Consider the following 22,556-nt stretch of genomic DNA (forward strand, 5'->3'; position numbering starts at 1 on the left):
GCCCCCCCCCCCCCCCCCCCCCCCCCCCCCCCCCCCCCCCCCCGACGCCCTAGGTGGCGTGCGCGAGACGGGGCGAGGTGGGTGTCACGACACCGTGATGCCCACCGTGTACGCCCCGGAGCCCGAGTACGCGTGGACCACCAGGCGGTAGTAGCCCGACGACGCCGAGTACGTGAGCGAGTCGCGGTTCGACGCCGTGGCGCCCTGGGCCACGGTGGACCAGCTGCTGCCGGTCCAGCGCTGCAGGTAGACGTCGTAGTCGCCGCTCGACGGGCCTTCGACGCAGCCGGCGATCGTCGCGGAGCTGCTCTGGTGCCAGTAGCTGCCGTCCGGGTGCACGGCCTGGCCGCCCTGGGAGAGGGAGCCGCCGCCCGTGTAGAAGGTGCCGGTGCACGTCGGGTTCTGACCGCCGCCACCGCCGGTGCCACTGCCGCTGGTGACGAGAGTGAGGTTGTACCGGGACAGGATCGGGTTGACCGGCTGGAAGTAGGTGGTGCCGCCGGTGCGGCAGTTGCCGGAGCCGCCGGAGGTCACGCCCTGCGCCTGGTTGCCGGCGAGCAGCGAGCCGCCGGAGTCACCCTTCTCGGCGCAGACCGTGGTGCGGATGAGGCCGTTCACGCTGCCTTCCGCGTAGGTGACGGTGGCGTTGTAGGCCTGGATGGTGCCGCAGTGCCAGCCCGTGGTCGAGCCGGAGCGGCACACCTGCGAGCCGACCGGTGCCTGGGAGGAGCCGGCGACCTGGACGACGCCGCCGCTGTAGTTGTTGACCGCGCCGACGGGGGTGTTCCCGGACGCGGTGCGCACCCAGGCCATGTCGCTGCCTGGGAAGACGGACCCGGCGAACGTCCCGCTCGGCTGCGTCGTCGTCGCGCCGGTGGGCCCGCAGTGCCCGGCGGTGACGAACCCGGCCGTCACGGCGAAGCCGACCGAGCAGCGGAACCCGCTGGTGAAGTAGGCGTTGCCACCGACGATGTCCTGGAAGGTCTGCGGTTGCTCCGTGGTGAGCTCGTAGGTCACGGCCTCCCGCGGGACGCCGGCCGCCTTGGCGGCCTGGCGGGCCTCACCGCGGGCTCCGCGGTGCACCTGGACGACGATCGAGTTCTCCGCGAGGTCGACGTACGTACCGGGGACGCCGTCGACGTCCGACAGCGGCGCGATGAGGGAGTCCTGCCACTGCTCGAGGTCTTCGAGCGAGTAGCGGGCGGTGACGGCCTTCGCTCCGGCCTTGCGCACGGTGGAGGTCTTGGCCTTGTCGGTGACGGCCGCGTAGACGACGTCGTCGTCGGCGTCGAGCCACAGTCCCGCGAAGTCGTCGCCGAGCGCGTCGTCGAGCTCGTCGAGGGTGACCGACGCCTCGGCCTGGAAGTCCAGGCGTTCGACGGCGCGGTCCTTCGTCACGTCCAGGTCGTCCTGCATGGCCTGGAGCAGCTCGTCGGGGTACTTCTCCGCGAGGTCCGTGGCGTCGAGCAGGTCCTCGGCGTCGGGGGCGGGGCTCGCGGCGTGGGCGGTGAACGCCGTGGCTGCGAGGGTGAGCGTCGCCGTGGTGGTGGCGATCGTCCTGAAGGCTGTTCGTCTCATGGAGCTTCCTTCCGTCAGGTGCCGGGCGGAGTACCCGACGGCCCCACGGTAGGTTCAAATTCAGCGCTTGCCCAGATATCATTCAGGTAATACCGAGTTGGTATCCAGAGTGAACCATAGCCCCGAGCATCGGTCTCCATCCTGCCTGGTGGCGACGTTTTCCGCTTGTCGTGCGGGACGTCAGCCCGTGGTGAGCCGGGCGGCCGTGAGCGCCAGCGCGGCTGGTCGAGAGACTTGTACAGGTCCACCGCCGCTGGCTGATCGCGGGCAGACTTCGTGCGGACCTCCGCTACGCGACGGCGATGATCCGGCCCGCACTCAGGGCGACGAGCGCGCCGAGGAGCATGTAGGGGCCGAACGCGATGGCGGTCTTGCGGTCGGCTCGTCGAGTGATCAGCAGGACTGCAGCGACGAGGCCGCCGAGCAGGAACGGCAGCAGCATCGTGGCCCAGAGCACGGGCCAGCCGAACCATGCGGTCACCATGCCGAGCAGGACGGCGAGCTTGACGTCCCCGAAGCCCAGGCCCGACGGGTTGATGAGGTGCAGCATCAGGTATCCGACGCCCAGCGCAAGTGCGCCCAGGAGAGAACGCGAGACGGCGTCCCAGTCTCCGTCCAGCGCGCCCGCGCCGACCAGGAGCACCGCGACGACGGCGGTGGTCGGGTAGGTGAGGGCGTTCGGCAGGCGGTGGGTGCCCAGGTCGATCGCGAAGAGCGCGACGCCGGAGACCCCGGCGACCGCGAGGGCCGGCGCCGCCCAGCCGGGGCCACTGACCCAAGCCGCCCAGACGACGGCCGGCAGGGCGCCCAGCAGCACGGCGCGGCGGACGGGCGAGAGCTCGTCGCGGGCGCGCTGGGCAAGGGACATGGCGAGGATGCTACGACTCCGGAGGGCCGCCGTCGTCGGCGATCCGGATGACGGAACCCGCGGAAAGGCCCCAGCAGGCGAAGCTGCCGGTCGGCGCCTCGAGTACCGCCGCGGCCAAGGGGGAGGCCCCCGGCGTCACGTTCGACGTGGGAAAGCTCGGACAAGGGGACAACGCAGGTGTGGACGTGGGCTTCGGCGGCGGCCTCACTTTCGGCTACGGCGACACCTGGGTCTTCGACGACGAGAGCCAGTACAACGACATGCGGAAGGAGCTCGACACCTACTTGATGCAGCAGGAGATGCTCAAGCACAGCGGCAGAGGGGGCGGGTTCGCCACCCACCAGGCGATCAAGTCGATGGGAGGGTACGCCGACCCGCCGAAGGACCCCGCGATCACGTTCACCCAGTTGGGCGGTGAGGGTTCGCTCGACGCGTCGCTCGGGCTGCGCGACCCCACCGGGACGACGGACGCGAACGGCAAGGACGAGTTCTTCGACCCGAACGTCGGCGCCAACCTGTCGGTCGGGGCCAACGGGCAGGCGATCCGCAAGGTCGACGCCGAGGCGGGCACCGTGAGCTGGACGTACGAGCTCACGGGGTCGGGCTCGGTCGGAGCCGAGGTGGTTGCGGGCGGCGGGAGCGCCGAGGGCACGACCCAGGGCGCGTTCACCGTGACCCGCGACGCGGCCGATGACGTCGTCAAGCTCGAGTTCAAGACGATGCGCGAGGGCGGCTTCGAGGGGCACCTCGGGAACGAGGCGACGTTCGAGAGCGCGGGGGCTCGGTAGGGAAGGCGAGTCGACCTCCACCGTGGTGACGACGGGGCTCGATGTGGACGCCTCGAACCGGCGCGTCGTCGACGAGTGGCTGGCGAGCAGCAACGGGCTCGGGGACACCGTGGCGCTCGCGGTCCCGTGGGGCTCGATGAACCCTGACGCACCGTCGGACGACCCGTTCATGCAGCTGATGTATGAGGAGGCGACGATGAGCGAGATCGCCTACCACAACATCAGGGACAAGTCCGGGTTCGATCTCGCGGTCAAGGCGGGGTGGAAGTTCGGCTTCGGACTGAGCATGGAGGACGCGACGGCCGACGCGGTCGACGCCCAGTTCCTCGGCGCCCCGGGCCCGGACGGGCAGCGGGTCATGATCAACGACTCGACCTGTGTGGGGTGAGGGCGGGATACAGACGGAGAACGGCGTGAGGAACCCGGTGACCGGGACGAAAGTCAAGTGAGGAGCGACCTGGCGGGGAGCGCTCGTCGGTCTCGTCGCGAGCCTGGTGGGGTTTCTCGTCGGCGAGTACGGGATGGGCGTGGTGCTGAACGTCCTCGCGGCGAGCGGCAACACTGCCGCGGTGCTGCAGTGGTCGTTCCTCCCGGGGCTGGTTGCGCCCGTCCTGAGCGGAGTCGGGGCAGGGCTGTTCGCCGGCGGCACGGCCAGGGCGCCGTGGTGGTACTGGGTGGCGGTGGGCGCGGTGGTGCCCGTTGGTGCGTACGTCGTGACCCTCGCCTACTTCGCGTCCCACGGTGTCGCGACGCCGGGCCTGATCGGCTCGTCGCTGATCCAGGTGGCCGTGTCCGCCGGTTTCGCGCTCGGCATCGGCACGGTGCGCCGCAGCCTCCTGGAGATGGCACGATGACGACGATGAACACGACCCGGCACCGGCACCCCCTGTACCGACGACTTCTCGCGGCAGCGCTGGTGTTCGCCGTCCCGGTGGCCCTGACGGCATGTGGCAGCGGCACCGACTCGGGCCCCGCGGAGGGATTCCAGCGGGTCGAGGCCGGCTGGATGCAGGTCGACGTCCCGGACGGCTGGGTGGACACAGGCGCCGCCGACGAGACCTGGACCTCGTCCTACCAGGACGTCGAGGGTGACGACCCGGCATACCAGCTCCTGCTCGCGCCCGAGTACGCCAAGGACACGGCGCTGGGAGCTACCAGCACGATCGTCGGGTGGGCGCAGGTCGGCGCCTTCCCCGATTTCAGGATCGTCAAGCAGGTCGACCCCACCCGCGAGGAGGACTTCAAGCACTACAAACGCATCCGCTTTACCTACACGGGCTACGACGAGGTGACGTACGAGGCGGTGCTCTGGGGTGTCGCGGACGACGAGAAGCACGCCGTGCTCGCGCAGCTGACGGGTCAGGACCTCGACGACGAGCTGGTGCAGGCCGTCGGCGACTCTATCGTGGTCACCGGTGAGTGAGACGCCCGCCGGGCGGCGCTCGGGCCCTCGGCTGGGACTGTACGCCGTGCTGGCCGTCGTGGGGGTGGCCGTGGTCCTCGCGCTGTGGTCGACCATGGAGTCCGCACGGTCCGGGGACGCAGCGACAGCCCCGCCCCCGGCGTCGTCGCACGGTGCAGGGGGCATGTCCTACGAGACGCCGTCGGCACGGCTGGGCTCGTCGGGCGTGGTCGTCGTGGAGCAGCCCGTCCGGGCGCCCGAGGGCGACGGTGTCGTGGAGGTGCCGGCACCGGAGCTGACGCTCGTCGTCGACGGCGAGGAGGTAGCTGCCCTGCCGAAAGACGACGCACGCGAGAGCTTCCGCACCAGAGGCGGAGGGCTGGTGGCGTTCACAGCGTCGTTCTCCGCCGACACAGGGTCGCGCATGCTCGTCGTGGGCGACGAGGTGACGGTTCGCCTGATCGCCGCCGACGGGAGCGTCGTCGACGCGACCGGGATCGAGATCGAGGACGGGCGACGTCGCGTCCACTGAGTGTCGTCCGTAGGCGATACCCCGGCGGTCTGTCTGAGGTGGGGTGGCGACGGACGTCGCCGTCCGTCCTCACGTAGGACGGCCCGCCACGGCGTCAGAACCCGTTCCGCTTGCGGAGCGCGGCGAGCTTGCGCTCGAGGGCCTCGTGGTCTGCGGCGCGCTGCGCCGCCGCGTCCGGCGCGACCTGCGCGACCTGCGCGAGGAGTGTGCCGACCCGTTCGAGCGAGGCCTTGCCGTCCTCGGTTCGGCGCTGCGCTCCGCGCCAGTGGAGGTCGTGCAGCTCGTCCTCCAGGTCGGGACGGCGGGTCAGGATCGCCCGCACCGCCTCCTGCGCCCTCGCCGGCGCCACCCGTCGGTCGGACGAAGGAGGAGTGCGTCGAGCTGGTCGGCCGCCGTGCCCACGTCCGCAGGGTCGGTCGGCGCGGGCGCCGTGACGATGTGGCGCCGAGCGTCTGCCGTGGACCAGCCAGCTCGCCGTCGTCATGTCGCCCCCTGGCCACGGCGACGAGCACGGCACCCAGCAGGAGCGCCAGTCCGACGACCGCGTAGACGGCGGCACCGAGCAACCACCCGGCGAGGAGACGAAGGGGCGCATGACGTCCTTTGGTCGGCATGTCGAGCGCGCCTGTGCTGGCACTCGTGGCGGCCGAGTCGACAGGGCCCGTGGGCCCAGGTGAGGGCCCAGGGCCTGCCGGCCAGCATGCTGCCAGGCCGCCAGGCCGCCAGGGCGACGGACGTGACGTCGAGCGTGCAGGGTATGTCGTGACCTATACACCTTCGACCACAATGATCCCGGAACGAGATGAGGGAACCCCCATGACCACACACCGCCTGGCGGCGACCGCCGTCGCCGGCGCGCTGATGCTCTTGGTGACCGGATGTGCGGGAACCGAGCCTGCCGCCGGCGACCCGACGACCGACACGTCGACGGCTGGCGGGTCGTGGGCGGAGCGCAGTGTGGGACCGGTCGTGCTGAAGATCCCGGAGGATTGGACCGAGCTGAGCCGCTCCGACGACGGGGCGAGCGGAGTCACCACCGCGACGTTCGGGTTGCCCGACGACGGTTCGACGGTGCGGCCCGGCATCACCGTGTCCATCCAGGAGGAGCCGACCCGCGACGCATCGGCGGAGGCCGAGTCACTGGTGCTCGGGGAGCGTGCCCAGCGTGGGGCGGAGGACGTCGAGGTGGCAGAACTGGTCCGGTCCGATGCGGAGCTGGCGGTCGGTGTGAGCCTGTGGAATGAGCAGCGGTCGGCCGAAGGCCCGGTCGAGGTCGCGTCTCGCTGGGTCGTGGCAGATCTCGCCGGCGGGGAGCAGGTGGTCGTCGGTGTGCTCGGTCCCAAGGATGAGTTTGCCGAGCTGCCCCTCGACGAAGTGTTGGACGCCGTCGAGCTCGCGCCTGAGAGCGACCCATCGTGACGGCGAACTTCCCGGTCCGGGGGCCGGTCCGGGCCTCAGGGTTCGCGGCAATGGCCGCCGTCGTGCTTTTCACCGTCGTCGGGCTCTGGTGCGTGACGACCGACCAGGGGCCGCGCGGACCGTACGCCGCCGACGTGGTCGCCGCGGGGCAGACCGTCGACACTGAGTCGGTGTCGAACACCATCGTGTGGGGTGGTGGTGACAGCCTCGTCCCGGCCGAGGTGACGTGCGTGGTGACGACACGAGGTGGTGGGACGGAGGCGATCGATGTCGCGACGACTCCCGGACCTCGTCCGACAGCGCCGATCCTGCGGACGGGGTCCACGGATGAGCCGCCGGCGACGATGGTCGTGCTCGCTGAGATGTCACCCCTTCCCGGCACGGACCTCACCTGTTCTGGTGGAGGACTGGAGGCCTTCGCCCTCGGGGAGCTGCGCCTCGGTCCACCGTGGTGGGTCGTCGGCGTCGGGTTCTTCGTCCTCGCCGGGATCGCCGGTGTCTGGGCACTTGTGACGCTGAACCTGACCAGAGGACGGCGGACTTGAGAGATGCGTCGGTGAGCAAGATGAGAATGCGGCCCGAGGCTTCTGGGGTTCGAGGGCATCGAGGTGAGCGGCGAATGAGTGCCACCACGGCAACATCACGACAGGGCACAGCCCGTGCCCTGGTGATCGGCTGGGTCTGTGCGCTGGTCGGGTTCCTTGTCGGGGCGTACGGTGCCGGGCTGGTCCTGGTCTCGCTGCATTCGTCGTCGGGGGGCCAGGCCGTGCTCGATTGGAGCTGGCTGCCCTGGATCGCGGCCGCCGTGCTCTGCGGCCTCGCTGCGGGACTGGGGACACCGGCTGACGCTGAGACCCCGTGGTGGCGGTGGATCGTGGTCGGCGCTCCGATCCCGATCTGCGCCGGCCTCGTGACCTGGGCGTACTTCGCGTCCTATGGCGTCCCGGTCCCGGGACAAGCTGTGACGAGCCTCGTCCAGGTGGTGATCGCCGTCGGGCTGGCACTCGCGATCGGTTCGTTGCGCGGACGACTCACCGGCAGTGAGGGCCGACCAGTACAGGAGCATCGGTGATCGCCGAGGAGCGCTCCACCCCGAGCAAGATCGCTCGCGCGGTCGGGCTGACGGTCACCTATGCGGTGGCCGGGCTGGTCGGCATGATCATCGCCGGTTTGTTGGCGCTGCCCGAGGAAGACGTCCAGCAGGCCCTGGTGCTGCGGGCCGTGGTCGTCGGCGCGCTGCTGGTCCTGGTGACGCTGCTGACCGACCGTCGTCGCCCGTTGCCGGTGCTGCTTGGCGTCGCGTTCGCCTCGTACGCGCTGAACCCCGCGACGTGGATCGGACGGGCCTTTCTGGCCCAACTCTGGTTCGAACCGGGCGTCGCGACGGTCCTCGTCGACGGCGCCGCGTGGCTCGGGGTCGTCGCCGGGACCGTCTGGTTGAAGCGCGCGGCGGGGGCTCGGGCACGATGACGGCAGATCGGTCGGACACTGACGTCGGAGCGTCCGGCCGGTAGTGATCATGCGAGTTGGGCCCGAGATGGGCCCACGGGCCCTGGTTCGCGGGACGAGGATCGGTGCGGATCGGACAGAGTTGATCCGCCCGGACCGGCATCCAGGCCGACGAGGGGGAGTCCGTGCGCCGACTGTGAGGCGATCGGGGAGCCTGCACGCTCGAGCACCTGGGGGCCGTGACTATTGCCGCGGTATTGGTCGTGGCGATGATCGTCGCGTTCGTCGGGCTCCGGTACGGCGACCACGCGGCAGCGGCGCTGTGCCGGGTCGCAGCGGCGATCGACGGCTCCAGCGGCGCTTCGTGCGCGGGGGCACCCGAACGCAGCGCGGAGGACTACATCCCGCCGCAGCCGTGCATCGTGAGATGTCGGCGGTCGTGGAGATCGACCTCGACGCGAACGGAGACCCGGTCGCGATGCGCGTCGTCAGCGCCATGGGCTGGCACGTCGAGGCCGACACGGGTACAGCAAAGGCCGTCTGGAGGACGACGCCAGCACGGTGACGTCGCGGACCATGCAGATCCCGCTCGAGGCCGAGGCCGACCGCGACCTCGCCGCCCGGTTCCTCCAGACGACGGGCGTCCCTTACGTCCCCGGTGTGACCGACCCGAGCGACATCGGCAGTGCCGCCCTCACGCCGGACAGCTTCATGCAGCTCGCGGCCGCGGCGGCTGCTCCAAGTGATCCCGTAGAGTCCTGGTCCGATCGCTGCCCTTCACCTCCGATGCGAACAAGGAGTCCGATGACCAAGCTGAACGTCCGTCTGACCGGGATCGTCGCCGCCGCGGCCGCCGTCGCGCTGTTCGCGGCCTGCGGGGACGGGGGCGCTGACGTCGAAGCCGAGGACTACGGATCCGGCGCCCTCGCCCCGACCGAGGCACCCGGCGACTGGCAGGTCCACGAGACGGGACCGGTCTCGGTGGCCCTGCCGTCCGGGTGGACAGAGGCTGAGCCGCCGACTGCCGATGAAGGTACGCAGGCCTGGGCGTTCACCGACGGCACCCCGGCCGAGGGCGAGAACACCAACGGGATGACCGTCGTCGTCTCCCCGGACGCCCAGGGCGACATGCTCACGCAGGCGGAGAACAGCCTGCTGTCCGCGGAGAGGTCGATGGGTGCCGTCGACGGTGCGGCCGAGGAGGCCGCGTGGCCAGGAGCGGCCGATGCCGCGTACTCGACCTACTACGTGACGATTCCGCTGGGCAGTGAGGACGGCGAGCTGATCCGGTTCGAGTCGCTGGGCGTGGTGAACGATGCGGGTGAGCAGGCGTTCGTGCTCGTGTACGGACCCGACGCCAGCTTCGACGCGGACGGCGTCCACCAGGTGCTCGAGTCGGTGACCGTGAAGTGAGCGGTCCGCTCTCGGCGCAGAATCGCCGCGCCTCCTTGGGGCTCTTCTCACGGATCGCGTTGGTCGCGGCGCCACTGGTCGTGCTTGTCGGCGTACTCCTGTGGGCCGACGTCGGGCCGTGGTCTTCGAAGGCCGACGCCGAGCGCCCGTTCGTCCCGTCGCAGGCGGTCGCGGCAGGCGAGCCGCTGCAGGTTTTCGGTCTCGACGAGGCGCAGGTGCTCTGGGCGCAGCCGGGAAGCGTGGATGTCGGTTCGGTGACGTGCGCGTCCGATGACGGGCAGGTCGCCGTCGACGGAGCGCCTGAAGCCTCTGGTCCGGCGGTCCGCGAGGAGCCCGGGGGTGCCAGCTGGGTCCGGCTGACCGTCCTCGACCCGATGCTGGGTGCGGTGACGTGCGACGGCGCCGGGGTGGAGTCGATCGGGGTCTCGGACGTCGACGGGTCGTCGTCGGGCGCGGGCGGGGGCGCGTTCTTCGTCGTCTTCGGCTTCGTCGCCCTCGGGCTCGGGCTGCTCGCCCGACGACTCACTCGACAGTGACCGCCTGCTGAGAGCCCTCGGCGACGGGAGCGAGGACGGGGGCCGCGGCGATCGCGGCCGTCGCCACGAGGAGCACGCCGACGACTGCGCCACCCACGATGGCGACGGTGTCGCGTCCGCCACGGGTCACCCGCGGGATCGCGCCGGTCACCGCGTTGACGAGCGGTGCGGGGGAGTCTTCTGCCACCCGCGTCGCCCCGGGCCAGACGGCCTCCTGGAGGGCCGCGGCCCGGCGATTCTTGACCCGTCCCACCACGACTCCGGTGACCGCCGGGGTGCCCACGGCGAGCACCACGAGCAGCACCCCCAGCGCGGGGGAGGCGTAGCTGGTTCCGTCGACCTGGAGCGGGGACGCGATGCCGGTCGTCACCCGGGCGACGAGCGTCAGGACCAGCCAGAGCAGGGCAGGGCCACCGAGGGCGACGACGCCCCACTTCCATCAGGGCATCCCCGTGTGCCAGCGGTAGATCCCGCACGCCGCGAGTGCGGCCAGCGCGCCGGCGACGACGGGCGTGAGCACGAGCAGAGCGACGACAGCGACCATCGCACCACCGAACCTCGTCGCGTCCGGTCCTGGATCGAGCAGGGAACCTGACGTGGCCACGGCGACGAGCACGGCGCCCAGCAGCAGGAGCAGGCCGCCGACGGCGTAGACGGCGGCGCCGAGCAACCACCCGGCGAGGAGACGAAGGGGGCGCATGGTGTCCTTGGAGGTCGTTGTTGCGGAGCGCGCCCAGGCTGGCAGCCGCGGCGGACACGCGACAGGGCCCCTGGGCCCAAGGTCGGGCCCACCGGAGCGCCGACGACCCCTCCGGTCAGGCCGCCACGGCCACGGCGTCGCCCGCCACGACGATCTGCACCACGCAGAGCGCGGCGACAGCCATGCTCAGCAGGAACGGTGCCCGGCTGCGCGGTTGCCGCACGCCGACGACGCCGGCGCCCGCCGCGAAGGCGACGGCCACCGTGGTGAGCACGGTCGCCACGCCGGTGGGCGTGCCCTGCGGACCCAGCAGCGTCACCACGCTGCCCGCCGCGAGCACGACGGGGGCGACGACGCTCGCCACTCGTCGCCCGAGCCGGTGCGGCAGGCCGCGTATCCCGGTGACCCGATCGTCCTCGAGGTCAGGAAGCACGTTGGCGACGTGCGCGCCGACCCCGAGCAGCGCTCCGGCCAGCACGGCCCACCCGGCCACGACCCGTCCGTCGCCGGCCGCGGCCACGACGAACGCGGGCAGCAGGCCGAACGCGGCGGCGTAGGGCAACCATGACCAGGCCGTCCGTTTGAACCAGAGGTTGTAGGTCCAGCCGCCGGCGACCAGCCCGAGGTGCAGCAGCCCTGCCACCGGACCGGTCGCGAACGACAGCACCGCGCACACGACCAGGGCCGCCCAGGCGGCGGAGCGCAGCAGCCCGGGACTGACGGCCCCGCTGACCGTCGGCTTGTCCGACCGCCCCACCTGCCGGTCGCGGGCGGCATCGAGCCAGTCGTTGCTCCAACCGATCGAGAGCTGTCCCGTCCCCACGGCCGCGCCCACGAGCAGGACGCGTCCGAGGTCCGGTTCCACCCGCAGCGCCAGCGCCAGGGCGAGCAGGGTCACCGCGGCGGCCGGTGCCGGGTGCGTGGCCGCCAGCATCCCGCGGGCGAGGTTGCCGGACATGACGCGAACCTAGCGTGCCGCCGGAACGTCGGCAGGACCGGGGTCCGGGTGGCACCATGAGGGCGTCCGTCACCGTCGACCGACCGGAGCCACCCATGGAGTCGCTGTCCCTGTCCGCACTGACCGACGAGCTCCTGACGACGGCTCGCCAGACCAACGGCCGCGGAGCCCGCACCATCCGCGGCGGTCACGACCACGCGCTGCGCCAGGTGGTGTCGGTGCTGACCGCCGGCCACGATATGAACGAGCACGACTCGCCGGACGAGGCGACCCTCCAGGTTCTCCGCGGCCGGGTGCGGCTGGTCGCCGGGGAGGAGTCGTGGGAGGGGGCCGTGGGCGACTTCGTCGTCATCCCGTCGTCGCGGCACCGGGTGGAGGCGCTCGAGGACTCGTCGATCCTGCTCACCGTGCTGGCGGCCGGCGCCCTCGACGGCTGAGTGCGAGCCGCCCCCGCGCGCCGAGGCCGCTGAGGTGCCACGATGCCTGCATGTCCCGTGTGCTGGCCGTCGCCCCCGCACTGCCTCCGGACGTCTACCCGCAGCAGCAGATCTCGGACGCGATCGTGCCGCTGGTCGCCCCGGAGGGGGCGCGGCGCAGGCTCGCCCACCGGGTGCACGCGGCCTCTGGGGTCGCCACCCGTCACCTGGCGCTGCCGATCGACGAGTATGCGGGCCTGACGTCCTTCGGTGAGGCCAACGCCCACTTCGTCCGTGTCGGCACCGACCTGGCCGAGCGGGCGGGCCGTGAGGCGCTCGCGGCCGCAGGCGTCGCGCCCGGCGAGGTCGACCTGCTGTTCTACACGTCGGTGACGGGGATCGGGGCGCCGTCGCTCGACGCCGCCCTGGTGGACCGCCTCGGGATGCGCCCCGACGTGCGTCGCGTGCCGTCGTTCGGCCTGGGGTGCGCGGGCGGGGCGGCCGGGCTGGCGCACCTGCACGACTACCTGGCGGGTCACTCGCGCCAGGTCGCCCTGCTGGTCTCGGTCGAGCTGTGCTCGCTCACCTTCCAGCGGGACGACACCTCGACGGCGAACCTCGTCTCGTCGGGCCTGTTCGGCGACGGGGCGAGCGCCGTCGTCGTCGGCGGCGACGACGTGGCCGCACGCCCGGGCCCCGCGCTCACGCCCACCCCTGAGGTGGTCGGCACGCGGAGCCACCTGTACCCCGGCACCGCGCACGCTCTCGGCTGGGACGTGCGGGACACGGGATTCGGCATCGTCCTGTCACCGGAGCTCCCGGAGCTCCTGCGCGCCCACCTGGCCGGGGACGTCAAGGACCTGCTCGCCCCGTACGGGCTGACGGCGGACGACGTCGGCACCTGGGTGGTGCACGCCGGCGGGCCGAAGGTGGTGGACGCGGTCCGCGACGCCCTCGCGCTGCGGGAGAGCGCCGTCGCGCGCACCCGCGCGACGCTCGCGGCGGAGGGCAACCTGTCCTCGTCGTCGGTGCTGCACGTGCTGGCCGCGACGCTGGACGACGGCGCGCCCCGACCCGGGGAGTGGGCGGTCCTCATGGCGTTCGGCCCGGGCGTCGCCGCCGAGCTGGTGCTGCTGCGCGGGCAGGAGGTCTCGTGAGCGTCCTGCTGTACGTCGCGCTGGTGCTGGCGACCGGGTTCGAACGCCTCGCCGAGCTCGTCGTCTCCGCCCGGCACGCCCGCTGGTCCTTCGCACGCGGGGGCGTGGAGTCGGGTCGCGGGCACTTCGGCCCGATGGTCGCGCTGCACACGGGCCTGCTGGTGGCGTGCGTCGTCGAGGTCGTGGCCCTCGACCGACCGTTCCTGCCGTGGCTGGGCTGGCCGATGCTCGTCCTCGTCCTGGCGAGCCAGGGGCTGCGGTGGTGGTGCATCGCGACGCTGGGGCCGCAGTGGAACACCCGGGTCATCGTCGTGCCGGGGATGTCGCTGGTGCGTCGCGGCCCGTACCGGTGGATCCCGCACCCCAACTACGTCGCCGTGGTGCTCGAGGGGATCGCGCTGCCGCTGGTGCACTCGGCGTGGATCACCGCCGTCGGCTTCACCGTCCTGAACGCCTGGCTGCTCCTCGGGTTCCGGATCCCCGCCGAGGAGCGGGCGCTGCGGCTCGCCGACGACCCGGCGCCGGGCCCCGGCCGGACGTGAGCCCCGACGTCGACGTCCTGGTCGTCGGAGGCGGACCGGTCGGCCTCGCCGCCGCGATCGAGGCTCGTCGGGCCGGGCTCGACGTCGCCGTCCTCGAACCGCGCGACGCCCCGGTCGACAAGGCGTGCGGCGAGGGTCTGATGCCCGGCACCCTGGCCGCGGTGCGTCGCCTCGGCGTGGATCCGCCGGGACAGGACCTACGGGGCATCTCCTACCGGCAGGACGGGTGCACGGCGGACCACCTCTTCGCGAGCGGGTGGGGCCGTGGCGTCCGGCGGACCGCGTTGCACGGGGCGCTGCACGAGGCGGCGCTCGCGGCGGGTGCCGCCGTCGTGCCGTGCAGGGTCGGGTCGGTGTCGCAGGACGACGACGGCGTCACGGCCGGCGGGCTGCGCGCCCGGTGGTTGCTGGGGTGCGACGGGCTGCACTCGCGGGTGCGGCGTGCGGCCGGCCTCGAGGCGACGCCGGTGCGCGGTGGCCGGCGGTTCGGGCTGCGTCGGCACTATCGGGTGGCGCCATGGTCCCCCCTGGTGGAGGTGCACTGGGGGCCGCACGTCGAGGCATATGTGACGCCCGTGGCGGAGGACCTGGTGGGGGTGGCCCTGCTGGGCCCGCCGGGGATGGACCTCGACGCCGGGCTCGCGACCATCCCCGAGCTCGCGGGGCGGTTCGCGGGCGCGGCGCCGGGCGGCCCGGTGCGGGGCGCCGGACCCCTGCGTGTCCGCACCAGGGCCCGCACCGCCGGTCGGGTACGGCTGGTGGGGGACGCGTCGGGGTACGTCGACGCGCTGACGGGGGAGGGCCTGCGGGTCGGTTTCGCCCAGGCGCGCGCCGCCGTCGTGCACCTGGACGACGCGGGCGCGTACGAGCGGGCGTGGCGGCGGGTCACCCGGGACTACCGGGTGCTGACGTCTGGGCTGGTCGCGGCCGCGACCTCGCCCCTGCGCCGGGGTGTGGTCCCGGCGGCGGCGCGCCTGCCGAGGCTCTACGGCGGGGTCGTGGAGCGGCTGGCGCGGTAGTGACCGAGGGGTGAGACGGCCCGTTCAGGTTCCGAGACGATTGTGGCATCCTGGGGAAGGCTGAGACCCTGGCAGTGAGGCAACCCTCACTTGTTAGCCCGGAGTTCCTCGTAGAATCGACACCCACGCAAGCCCCGATCCGGAAGGCGTACCTCGCAGTGAGCAGCTCCCGACCTCTGCGCGTCGCGATCGTCGGTGCAGGACCCGCGGGCATCTACGCCGCGGACATCCTGTCCAAGACGGACCTCGACGTCAGCATCGACCTCTTCGAGCGTCTGCCCGCCCCGTTCGGCCTCGTGCGCTACGGCGTCGCCCCCGACCACCCGCGCATCAAGGGGATCATCGGCGCCCTGCACAAGGTGCTGAGCAAGGGCGACGTGCGACTGCTCGCCAACGTCAACTACGGCGTCGACCTCAAGCTCGAGGACCTGCGCCAGTACTACGACGCGGTGATCTTCTCGACCGGCGCGATCCGGGACGCGGACCTGACGATCCCCGGTATCGACCTCGACGGCTCCTACGGCGCCGCGGACTTCGTGTCCTGGTTCGACGGGCACCCCGACGTCCCGCGCACCTGGCCCCTGGAGGCCAAGGAGGTCGCGGTCCTCGGGGCCGGCAACGTCGCGCTCGACGTCGCGCGTATCCTGGCCAAGCACCCGAAGGACCTGATGTCCACGGAGATCCCGGCGAACGTCGTCGAGGGTCTCGAGGCCTCCCCGGCCACCGACGTGCACGTCTTCGCCCGCCGCGGCCCCGCCCAGGTGAAGTTCTCCCCGCTGGAGCTGCGCGAGCTCGGGCACGTGCCGGACGTCGACATCGTGGTCTACCCGGAGGACTACGACTTCGACGAGGGCTCGATGGCCGCGATCGAGGCGACCAACCAGACCAAGCAGGTCGTCAAGACCCTCACCGACTGGACGCTCGTCGAGCCGTCGCAGCAGACCGCGTCGCGGCGGATCCACCTGCACTTCCTGCAGGCGCCGGCGGAAATCGTCGGCAAGGGCGGGAAGGTAGCTGGCCTGCGCACCGAGCGCACCGCGCTGCAGGGCGACGGCACCGTCAAGGGCACCGGCGAGTTCCACGACTGGCCCGTCCAGGCGGTCTACCGCGCGGTCGGCTACTTCGGTTCCCCGCTGCCGGAGATCCCCTTCGACGACCTCAAGGGCGTCATCTCCAACCGTGAGGGGCGCGTCGTCGACCTCGACGGCGAGCACCTGCCCGGGGTGTACGCGACCGGCTGGATCAAGCGTGGACCGGTCGGCCTCATCGGCCACACCAAGTCCGACGCCTCCGAGACGGTGCGGCACCTCGTCGAGGACGTCACCGGGGTCCCGAACGGCGGCGACGTCGCATCGGGCGACGCCGACGGCGGTCGCACCGCACCGCACGGCGAGCCGCAGCAGATCCTGGACTTCCTGTCCGAGCGCGGCGTCGACGTCGTCACCTGGGACGAGTTCTCCCTGCTCGACGCCCACGAGCTGTCGCTCGGCGAGCCGCACGGTCGGGAGCGCATCAAGGTCGTCCCCCGCGAGGAGATGATCGACATCGCGAAGGGTCGCGCCTGACCCGTACGTGACACGAGGCCCGACGGCGGTGGGAACCGCCGTCGGGCCTCGTGCGTTGCACGGGTGTCGGCCGGAGGGGGACTGGAGGGAGAACAGACATGGGTCATCGGCACTTCAACGGTCTCAAGACCGTGCTGCTGTTCGGTGTGCTGTGGGTGGTGCTGCTCGGCCTGTGGGCGGTGTTCTTCCGCGGCAGCCAGGGCATGCTGTTCCTCTTCACGGCCATCGGCCTCATCGGGACGTTCGTCGGGTACTGGAACTCCGACAAGATCGCGATCAAGGCCATGCACGCCTACCCGGTCACCGAGCTCGAGGCGCCGGAGATGCACCGGATCGTGCGCGAGCTCTCCACCGTCGCCCGCCAGCCGATGCCTCGTCTGTACATCTCGCCGACCCAGGCGCCGAACGCCTTCGCCACCGGCCGCAACCCGAAGAACGCTGCGGTGTGCTGCACCGAGGGCATCCTGCGCCTCCTCGACGAGCGGGAGCTGCGCGGCGTCCTGGGCCACGAGCTGATGCACGTCTACAACCGCGACATCCTCACCTCCTCGGTCGCCTCCGCCCTGGCGGGCGTCATCACGTCGCTGGCGCAGTTCCTGCTGATCTTCGGCGGGGGAGACCGGCGCGGGGGAGGCAACCCGCTCGCCGCGCTGGCGCTGGCGATCCTCGCGCCGTTCGCGGCCATGCTCATCCAGATGGCCATCTCCCGGACCCGCGAGTACGACGCGGACGAGGACGGCGCCAAGCTCACCGGCGACCCGCTCGCCCTCGCCTCGGCGCTGCGCAAGCTCGAGCAGGGCACCGCCGCCGCCCCGCTGCCGCAGACGCGCGACCTGGAGAACGTCTCGCACCTCATGCTCGCCAACCCGTTCCGCGGCGGTGGCATGGCCAAGATGTTCGCCACGCACCCGCCGATGGCCGAGCGGATCGCGCGCCTGGAGAAGATGGCTGGCGGCACCGGGTTCGGCCACGGGGGCATCACGCGCTACTGAGCCCGGTCCGGCAGGACTGCGCGCCCGGCGCCGTTCGCTAGGGTGTCGTGCGATGGCTCCCGAGCGCTCCAGCACCTCGACGTCACCGTCCAGGGCCGACGACGACCCGCGCGTCGCCGCGTGGGAGGAACGCATGGAGTGGCCCCTCGTCGGAGTCGCCGTGGTCTTCCTCGTGGCCTATGCCGTCCCGATCGCGGCTCCCGCCATGCCGGCCGTCGCCGCGCAGGCGTGCCAGGCGGTCGTGTGGGTCACCTGGGCGGTGTTCGCCGTCGACTACCTGGGGCGCCTGGCGCTCACCCGCCGCCGCTGGTTCTTCGTGCGGTACAACCTGCTCGACCTGGCGATCGTGCTGCTGCCGATGCTGCGTCCCCTGCGGCTCCTGATGCTGGTCAGGTCGGTCAACGACCTCAACCGGGCCGGTGCGCGCCGGCTGCGCGGCCACGTCGTGCAGTACGCCGCCGCCGGGACGTCGGTGCTCATCCTCGCCGGCGCGCTGGCAATCACCGACGCCGAGCGGGGAGCGGAGGGGTCGAGCGTCGAGAACCTCGGCGACGGCTTCTGGTGGGCCTTGGTCACGATGACCACCGTCGGGTACGGGGACATGTATCCCGTCACCGTCATGGGGCGGTTCGTCGCCGTCGGGCTGATGCTCGGCGGTGTCGCACTGCTCGGCGTGGTCACCGCGACGCTCGCGTCGTGGCTCGTCGAGCGCGTCGAGGAGAGCGCGGAGGGGGAGCACCAGGCGACCCGCGGGCAGGTCGACGCGCTGCACGACGAGCTGCGTCAGCTGCGCGCCGAGCTCCGGGACCTCCGAGCCGACGGGTGAGCGCTGCCGCTCACGTTCGGCCCAGGGCCGCCTCCAGCGCGGCGGCGACGCCGTCCTCGGCATGGTGACCGACGACGGCGTCCGCCTCCGCGAGCACGTCCGGGTGGGCGTTGGCGACGGCGATCCCGCGCCCCGCCCACCGCAGCATCGGCAGGTCGTTCGGCATGTCCCCGAACGCCCACACGTCGGCGGCGTGCACCCCGCGCCGTGCGCACCACCGGGCGAGCGCCGCATCCTTGGTGACCTGCGGGGCCAGCAGCTCGGCCAGGCCCGCGGCGCCCGAGAAGGCGAGGTGCGCCCGGTGCCCGACGACGGCGCGCACGGCCGCGAAGAACGCCTCCTGCTCGGGGTCGCTCGCCACGCCCTGGCGCACCTGCCCGGGGCGTGACAGCGGGTCACCGCGACGGACGGCGAGCAGCTTGCCGACGGGGGAGCCGGGCGCGGCCGGGGACCCGCCGTCGGGCAGGGTCTCCTCAACGGGCACCGAGGCCACCGCGTCCGGCAGGCCGGACTCGTTGCGCGGGAACCAAGGGTCGAAAGCCGGGCCGTCGGGTCGTTCGAACGCGAGCGCGATGTCGGGGACCGCGGAGCGCAGCTCGGCCACGAGCCCGCGGAGCTCGTCGTCGGCGAAGCCCTGGACCTCGAGCGCCGTGCCGGTCGCGAGGTCCCACACGGCGGCGCCGCCGAGGCAGACCACGCGACCGTGACCGCCGACGCAGTGGGCCAGGCCGGCCAACCAGCGCGGCGGGCGCGCGGTGACGAACACGATCTCGATCCCGGCGACCTCGACCGCGCGCAGGGCGGAGCGCGTGCGGTCCGAGACGGTGCCGTCGGCACCCAGGAGCGTGCCGTCCAGGTCGGTGGCCACCAGCCGGGGCAGCCCGTGGGGCTCGGTCATCGGCCGTCGGTGCAGGACGGCGACCCACCCCGCTGCAGCAGTGATCGCATGCTGCAGGGTATCCGCCCCGGCGTCCTCGGCATGGCCACAGCGGTCGCTCCAGCTGCCACGGTGCCCTCACTACGTCGCGCGCAGGGCCCCCGACTCGCGGCGCGTCCAGGAGCGCAGCATCTCGTCGTCGGTGCTCCAGCGCAGGGCCACCGCGGCCTCGATGAGCCCGAGATGGGTGAAGGCCTGCGGGTAGTTGCCCAGCGCCCCGCCGTCGGGGTCCATCTGCTCGGCGTAGAGGCCCAGCGGGCCGGCCCGGGCGACCAACCAGTCGAACCGGGCCTGGGCCTCCTCCGCCCGGCCGGCGAGCACCAGGGCGGAGACCATCTCGAACGAGCAGAGCAGGAACGCGCCCTCACCGCCGCTGACCCCGTCGTCCACCTCGTCGGTGTCGTAGCGGCGGACGAGCGCCGGCCCGTCGCCGAGCTGCTCGGCGATGCGATCGATGGTCCCGACCACGCGGGAGTCGTCCCCGGGCAGGAACCCGAGCAGGCTGAGGCGCAGCAGCGAGGCGTCGAGGGCCGGCTCGCCGTCGACCATGGTGAACGCCCCCTGGTCGGGGTCCCACCCGTGCTCGAGGATGTCGGCCCGGACCTGGTCGCGGTTGTCGCGCCAGGCGTCCAGGGGGGCCTCGTCGTCGCCGAGGTCCTCGGCCAGCTGGATCCCGCGGTCGATGGCGACCCAGTTCATCAGCTTGCTGTGGGTGTAGCGGCGTGCGGACCCGCGCAGCTCCCACATGTGCGCGTCAGGCTCCTGCCACTGGTGGCAGGCGGCGTCGACGACGTCCCGCATCGCCTCCCAGTGCCCCGGCGGCAGCTCGCCGGTGAGCCGGTGGTGGATGAGGGCGGTGTCGAGCACGAACCCGTGCGTGCTGTGCTGGACCTGGTCGAACGCCTCGTTCCCGATCCGCACGGGGCGGGAGCCCGCGTAACCGTCCAGGTGGTCCAGGTGCTCCTCGGCGCCGCTCTGCTCCCCGTGCAGGCCGGCCATCGGCCGCAGCCGCTCGACACCGCGCACGCACCTGTCGACGAGGAACGCGCCGTAGCGTCGGCCGAGGTCGGTGTGACCCAGCAGGTTGAGGGCCATGACGTGCAGGCTCGCGTCACGGTGCCACGTGTAGCGGTAGTCCCAGTTGCGTTCGCCGCCGAGCTCCTCGGGCAGCGACGTCGTGGCGGCCGCCATGAGCGCACCCGTGTCGTCGAACGACAGCGCGCGGAGCACCAGTGCGCTGCGCAGCACCGCCTCGGGTGCCGGGCCGTCGAAGCGGGATCGTTCGCCCCACTGCCGCCAGGCCGTCCCGGTGCGCTCGACGAGCTCGTCGGCGTGCTGCAGGCAGTCCGGGTCGAAGCTGTCGGGCAGGTAGCCGAGGGCCCAGACGGCCTGGTCGCCGACGCCGAGATCCGTGGTGCCGGTCAGGAGGTCGCCGTCGGTGTCCAGGGGCGCGCCGCAGTGCACGCGAACACCGGAGACGTCCTCGATCCAGGTGTCGCCGTCCTGGTGCCAGCCCGGCCGGCGGCGGGCGTAGTCCGGGCGGGCGTCGATCGTGCATGCGACACGCACCCGGCCGTGCACGACGCGCACCAGGCGCAGGAGCCGGTGGCCGGCCACGAACTCGTCAGGGTCGTCCGAGGGCGCCACGTCCAGCAGGTCGACGACCTCGGCGACGCCGTCGGGCCCCTCCCACGTGGTGACCAGGACGAAGGTGCCCGGGACGTACCGGCGCCCGGTGACCTGCCCGTCGACCACGGAGACCTGCCACCGACCGCCTCGGTCGGGGTCGAGGATGCGGGCGAAGAGGCTGGGTCCGTCGGCCTGCGGCGTGCAGAGCCAGTCCACGCTCCCGTCGGGTGCGACGAGCGCGACGGTGTGGGTGTCGGACAGGAACCCGTGGGTGTCGATGGGAGCCGGCGTCATGCCGCCCTCAGGGCGGGCAGCACCGTGCTGCCGTAGACGTCGAGGAACGGCGCCTGCTGCTTGCCGACGTGATGGACGTACACCTCGTCGAAGCCGAGCTCGGCGAGCTCGGCGAGCCAGTCCACGTGCTGCTGCGCCGCGCTGCTGGCCAGCACGCTCGGGTGCATGTCCTCGGGGCTGACGTAGCTCGCGATCTCCTCGAACTCCTGGGGCAGGTCGAGCGCCCAGCCGACGGGGCTGCCGAAGATCGCCGGCGCCCACTGCTCGTGGGCGATCCGCAGGGCCTCCTCGTCGGTGGCTGCCCAGCTGACGTGCACCTGCAGGACGGCGGGCTTGTCGTCGCCGGCCTCGCTCCGGAAGGCGTCGAGCACCTGCCGCAGGTCGTCGAGGGGCTGGTTCACGGTGATCAGACCGTCAGCCCAGCCGCCGACCCAGGCGGCGGTGGCCGGGGTGACGGCGGCACCGAGCAGGGGCGGCGGGACGTCCGGCAGGGACCAGACCCGGGCGCGGTCGACCGTGATCAGCCCGTCGTGCGTCACCTCCTCCCGGCCAGCAGCGCGCGCATCACGTCGACGCACTCGAGCAGCCGTGCCTCACGAAGGCTCTTGCGTGGCCAGGAGTCACCGGTGACGTGCTCGTTGAGCGCCTGCCCGCTGCCCAGTGCCGCCCAGAACCGACCCGGGAACATGGCCGCCAGGGTGGCGATCGCCTGTGCGTGGACGGCCGGGTGGTAGCGCTGGCCCGGAGCGGTCACGACGCCGAGGGGCAGCTGGGTGGTCGCCAGGGCAGCGCCGAGCCAGGACCAGGCGAACCCGGACTCGCCCTGCGCGGAGCTCCACGGTGCGAGGTGGTCGGAGCACATGGCTCCGGAGAACCCGGCGCGTTCGGCCGCGCCGACGTCGTCCAGGAGCTCTGCGGGGCCGATCTGCTCGTGCGAGGCGTGGAATCCGAAGCGAGTCACCCACCACGACTATCACCGGTGCTCGCTGCGTGCACGGGCGACCACCGGGTCGTGATCGGCTGACCTGCGCCGTCAGCGGTAGTTGACGAACTGCAGCGCGACGTCGAGGTCCGCGCCCTTGAGCAGCGCGATCACGGCCTGCAGGTCGTCACGCTTCTTGGAGCTGACGCGCACCTCGTCGCCGGTGATCTGCGTCTTCACGCCCTTGGGGCCCTCGTCGCGGATCAGCTTGGTGATCTTCTTGGCGTCCTCGCTGCTCAGCCCTTCCTTGAGCGTCGCAGGCAGGCGGTACTCCTTGCCCGACGCCTGCGGCTCGCCCTCGCCGGTGTCGATCGCCTTGAGGGAGACACCGCGCCGGATGAGCTTGGTCTGGAAGACGTCGAGGACGGCGTTGACGCGCTCCGCGGAGTTGGCGACCAGGACGATCGCGTCGCCACTCCAGGAGATCGAGGCTCCGACGCCACGGAAGTCGTACCGCTGGTTGATCTCCTTGGCGGCCTGGTTGAGCGCGTTGTCGACCTCCTGGCGGTCGACCTTGGAGACGATGTCGAACGACGAGTCGGCCATGGCGGTGC

At 72.3% G+C, this 22,556-nt stretch carries 28 protein-coding genes and 1 pseudogene; 19 read left to right on the forward strand and 10 right to left on the reverse strand.

Features of this window, described 5'->3' with window-relative positions; translation table 11 throughout:
* Window positions 1-84: 84 nt before the first annotated feature.
* Together PZC42_RS03230 and PZC42_RS03235 are read right to left on the reverse strand one after the other, a co-directional pair.
* Window positions 85-1,578, reverse strand: coding sequence for a S1 family peptidase (locus tag PZC42_RS03230; RefSeq protein WP_277208325.1), 1,494 nt, complete (start codon window positions 1,576-1,578; stop codon window positions 85-87).
* A 289-nt stretch (window positions 1,579-1,867) separates the two neighbouring features.
* A complete protein-coding gene (locus tag PZC42_RS03235) occupies window positions 1,868-2,446 on the reverse strand; it encodes a prepilin peptidase (protein WP_277208327.1) in 579 nt (192 codons plus the stop codon).
* A 47-nt stretch (window positions 2,447-2,493) separates the two neighbouring features.
* On the opposite strand from PZC42_RS03235, the gene PZC42_RS03240 reads away from it, so the two are divergent.
* From PZC42_RS03240 to PZC42_RS03260, 5 genes are all read left to right on the forward strand, one after another.
* Window positions 2,494-3,234 carry a hypothetical protein gene (locus PZC42_RS03240; protein WP_277208329.1) on the forward strand — a complete coding sequence of 247 codons (741 nt, stop codon included), beginning with the start codon at window positions 2,494-2,496 and terminating at the stop codon, window positions 3,232-3,234.
* A 43-nt stretch (window positions 3,235-3,277) separates the two neighbouring features.
* A complete protein-coding gene (locus PZC42_RS03245) occupies window positions 3,278-3,622 on the forward strand; it encodes a hypothetical protein (protein WP_277208331.1) in 345 nt (114 codons plus the stop codon).
* Window positions 3,623-3,728: 106 nt separating this feature from the next.
* Window positions 3,729-4,088: a hypothetical protein gene (locus tag PZC42_RS03250; protein ID WP_277208332.1), complete on the forward strand. Its 360-nt coding sequence runs from the start codon at window positions 3,729-3,731 to the stop codon at window positions 4,086-4,088.
* Window positions 4,089-4,093: 5 nt separating this feature from the next.
* Window positions 4,094-4,657, forward strand: coding sequence for a hypothetical protein (locus tag PZC42_RS03255; RefSeq protein ID WP_277208334.1), 564 nt, complete (start codon window positions 4,094-4,096; stop codon window positions 4,655-4,657).
* Window positions 4,650-5,168 carry a hypothetical protein gene (locus tag PZC42_RS03260; RefSeq protein ID WP_277208336.1) on the forward strand — a complete coding sequence of 173 codons (519 nt, stop codon included), beginning with the start codon at window positions 4,650-4,652 and terminating at the stop codon, window positions 5,166-5,168. The genes PZC42_RS03255 and PZC42_RS03260 overlap by 8 nt, the downstream gene beginning before the upstream one ends.
* A 94-nt stretch (window positions 5,169-5,262) precedes the next feature.
* Here PZC42_RS03260 and PZC42_RS03265 read toward each other — a convergent pair whose 3' ends face one another.
* Window positions 5,263-5,517, reverse strand: coding sequence for a hypothetical protein (locus tag PZC42_RS03265; RefSeq protein WP_277208338.1), 255 nt, complete (start codon window positions 5,515-5,517; stop codon window positions 5,263-5,265).
* A gap of 467 nt (window positions 5,518-5,984) precedes the next feature.
* Here PZC42_RS03265 and PZC42_RS03270 point away from each other — a divergent pair, with 467 nt between their 5' ends.
* The 7 genes from PZC42_RS03270 (at window position 5,985) to PZC42_RS03300 (ending at window position 9,985) form a co-directional block, all read left to right on the forward strand.
* Window positions 5,985-6,587, forward strand: coding sequence for a hypothetical protein (locus PZC42_RS03270; RefSeq protein WP_277208339.1), 603 nt, complete (start codon window positions 5,985-5,987; stop codon window positions 6,585-6,587).
* Window positions 6,584-7,132 carry a hypothetical protein gene (locus PZC42_RS03275; RefSeq protein WP_277208341.1) on the forward strand — a complete coding sequence of 183 codons (549 nt, stop codon included), beginning with the start codon at window positions 6,584-6,586 and terminating at the stop codon, window positions 7,130-7,132. Before PZC42_RS03270 ends, PZC42_RS03275 begins: the two co-directional genes overlap by 4 nt.
* A gap of 74 nt (window positions 7,133-7,206) precedes the next feature.
* Complete coding sequence (locus PZC42_RS03280) at window positions 7,207-7,659, forward strand: hypothetical protein (protein ID WP_277208342.1); 453 nt, start codon at window positions 7,207-7,209, stop codon at window positions 7,657-7,659.
* Complete coding sequence (locus tag PZC42_RS03285; protein WP_277208343.1) at window positions 7,656-8,057, forward strand: hypothetical protein; 402 nt, start codon at window positions 7,656-7,658, stop codon at window positions 8,055-8,057. Before PZC42_RS03280 ends, PZC42_RS03285 begins: the two co-directional genes overlap by 4 nt.
* A gap of 406 nt (window positions 8,058-8,463) precedes the next feature.
* Window positions 8,464-8,601 (forward strand): hypothetical protein, encoded by a 138-nt coding sequence (locus PZC42_RS03290; RefSeq protein ID WP_277208345.1) that lies wholly within the window; start codon window positions 8,464-8,466, stop codon window positions 8,599-8,601.
* 11 nt (window positions 8,602-8,612) lie between these two features.
* Window positions 8,613-9,449, forward strand: a complete 837-nt coding sequence (locus PZC42_RS03295; RefSeq protein WP_277208347.1) for a hypothetical protein — start codon at window positions 8,613-8,615, stop codon at window positions 9,447-9,449.
* A 35-nt stretch (window positions 9,450-9,484) separates the two neighbouring features.
* Window positions 9,485-9,985, forward strand: coding sequence for a hypothetical protein (locus PZC42_RS03300; protein WP_277208349.1), 501 nt, complete (start codon window positions 9,485-9,487; stop codon window positions 9,983-9,985).
* On the opposite strand, the gene PZC42_RS03305 is transcribed toward PZC42_RS03300, so the two are convergent.
* The 3 genes from PZC42_RS03305 to PZC42_RS03315 all read right to left on the reverse strand — a co-directional run bounded on the left by PZC42_RS03305 (window position 9,972) and on the right by PZC42_RS03315 (window position 11,643).
* Complete coding sequence (locus PZC42_RS03305) at window positions 9,972-10,355, reverse strand: hypothetical protein (protein WP_277208351.1); 384 nt, start codon at window positions 10,353-10,355, stop codon at window positions 9,972-9,974. The two genes, PZC42_RS03300 and PZC42_RS03305, sit on opposite strands and share 14 nt — an antisense overlap.
* A gap of 69 nt (window positions 10,356-10,424) precedes the next feature.
* Window positions 10,425-10,685 (reverse strand): hypothetical protein, encoded by a 261-nt coding sequence (locus tag PZC42_RS03310; protein WP_277208353.1) that lies wholly within the window; start codon window positions 10,683-10,685, stop codon window positions 10,425-10,427.
* Window positions 10,686-10,800: 115 nt separating this feature from the next.
* Window positions 10,801-11,643, reverse strand: coding sequence for a UbiA family prenyltransferase (locus tag PZC42_RS03315; RefSeq protein WP_277208354.1), 843 nt, complete (start codon window positions 11,641-11,643; stop codon window positions 10,801-10,803).
* Window positions 11,644-11,699: 56 nt separating this feature from the next.
* Between PZC42_RS03315 and PZC42_RS03320 the strand changes: the two genes are divergently transcribed.
* From PZC42_RS03320 to PZC42_RS03350, 7 genes are all read left to right on the forward strand, one after another.
* Entirely contained in the window at window positions 11,700-12,080 is a 381-nt protein-coding gene (locus PZC42_RS03320; protein WP_277208355.1) for a cupin domain-containing protein, read from the forward strand.
* Between the two features lie 50 nt (window positions 12,081-12,130).
* Complete coding sequence (locus PZC42_RS03325) at window positions 12,131-13,216, forward strand: type III polyketide synthase (RefSeq protein WP_277208357.1); 1,086 nt, start codon at window positions 12,131-12,133, stop codon at window positions 13,214-13,216.
* Window positions 13,213-13,758, forward strand: coding sequence for an isoprenylcysteine carboxyl methyltransferase family protein (locus tag PZC42_RS03330; protein WP_277208358.1), 546 nt, complete (start codon window positions 13,213-13,215; stop codon window positions 13,756-13,758). The genes PZC42_RS03325 and PZC42_RS03330 overlap by 4 nt, the downstream gene beginning before the upstream one ends.
* Window positions 13,755-14,777, forward strand: coding sequence for an NAD(P)/FAD-dependent oxidoreductase (locus PZC42_RS03335; RefSeq protein ID WP_277208360.1), 1,023 nt, complete (start codon window positions 13,755-13,757; stop codon window positions 14,775-14,777). The genes PZC42_RS03330 and PZC42_RS03335 overlap by 4 nt, the downstream gene beginning before the upstream one ends.
* A 158-nt stretch (window positions 14,778-14,935) precedes the next feature.
* Window positions 14,936-16,342, forward strand: coding sequence for an FAD-dependent oxidoreductase (locus PZC42_RS03340; RefSeq protein WP_277208362.1), 1,407 nt, complete (start codon window positions 14,936-14,938; stop codon window positions 16,340-16,342).
* Window positions 16,343-16,440: 98 nt separating this feature from the next.
* A complete protein-coding gene (htpX, locus tag PZC42_RS03345; protein ID WP_277208390.1) occupies window positions 16,441-17,334 on the forward strand; it encodes a zinc metalloprotease HtpX in 894 nt (297 codons plus the stop codon).
* Between the two features lie 52 nt (window positions 17,335-17,386).
* Complete coding sequence (locus PZC42_RS03350) at window positions 17,387-18,160, forward strand: potassium channel family protein (protein ID WP_277208392.1); 774 nt, start codon at window positions 17,387-17,389, stop codon at window positions 18,158-18,160.
* A 10-nt stretch (window positions 18,161-18,170) separates the two neighbouring features.
* Here the strand turns inward: PZC42_RS03350 and PZC42_RS03355 are convergent, their stop codons facing one another.
* The 4 genes and pseudogenes from PZC42_RS03355 to PZC42_RS03370 all read right to left on the reverse strand — a co-directional run bounded on the left by PZC42_RS03355 (window position 18,171) and on the right by PZC42_RS03370 (window position 22,548).
* Entirely contained in the window at window positions 18,171-19,058 is an 888-nt protein-coding gene (locus PZC42_RS03355) for an HAD family hydrolase (protein ID WP_277208393.1), read from the reverse strand.
* Between the two features lie 120 nt (window positions 19,059-19,178).
* Window positions 19,179-21,020, reverse strand: coding sequence for a glycoside hydrolase family 15 protein (locus tag PZC42_RS03360; RefSeq protein WP_277208395.1), 1,842 nt, complete (start codon window positions 21,018-21,020; stop codon window positions 19,179-19,181).
* Window positions 21,017-21,981, reverse strand: a pseudogene (locus PZC42_RS22625) (TIGR03885 family FMN-dependent LLM class oxidoreductase). The gene PZC42_RS03360 and the pseudogene PZC42_RS22625 overlap by 4 nt, the downstream one beginning before the upstream one ends.
* Window positions 21,982-22,053: 72 nt before the next feature.
* A complete protein-coding gene (locus PZC42_RS03370; RefSeq protein ID WP_171782394.1) occupies window positions 22,054-22,548 on the reverse strand; it encodes a YajQ family cyclic di-GMP-binding protein in 495 nt (164 codons plus the stop codon).
* Between the last annotated feature and the right edge of the window lie 8 nt (window positions 22,549-22,556).

This window comes from Isoptericola croceus, assembly GCF_029382255.1.
In the GTDB taxonomy this organism is placed as follows: Bacteria; Actinomycetota; Actinomycetes; order Actinomycetales; family Cellulomonadaceae; genus Isoptericola; species Isoptericola croceus.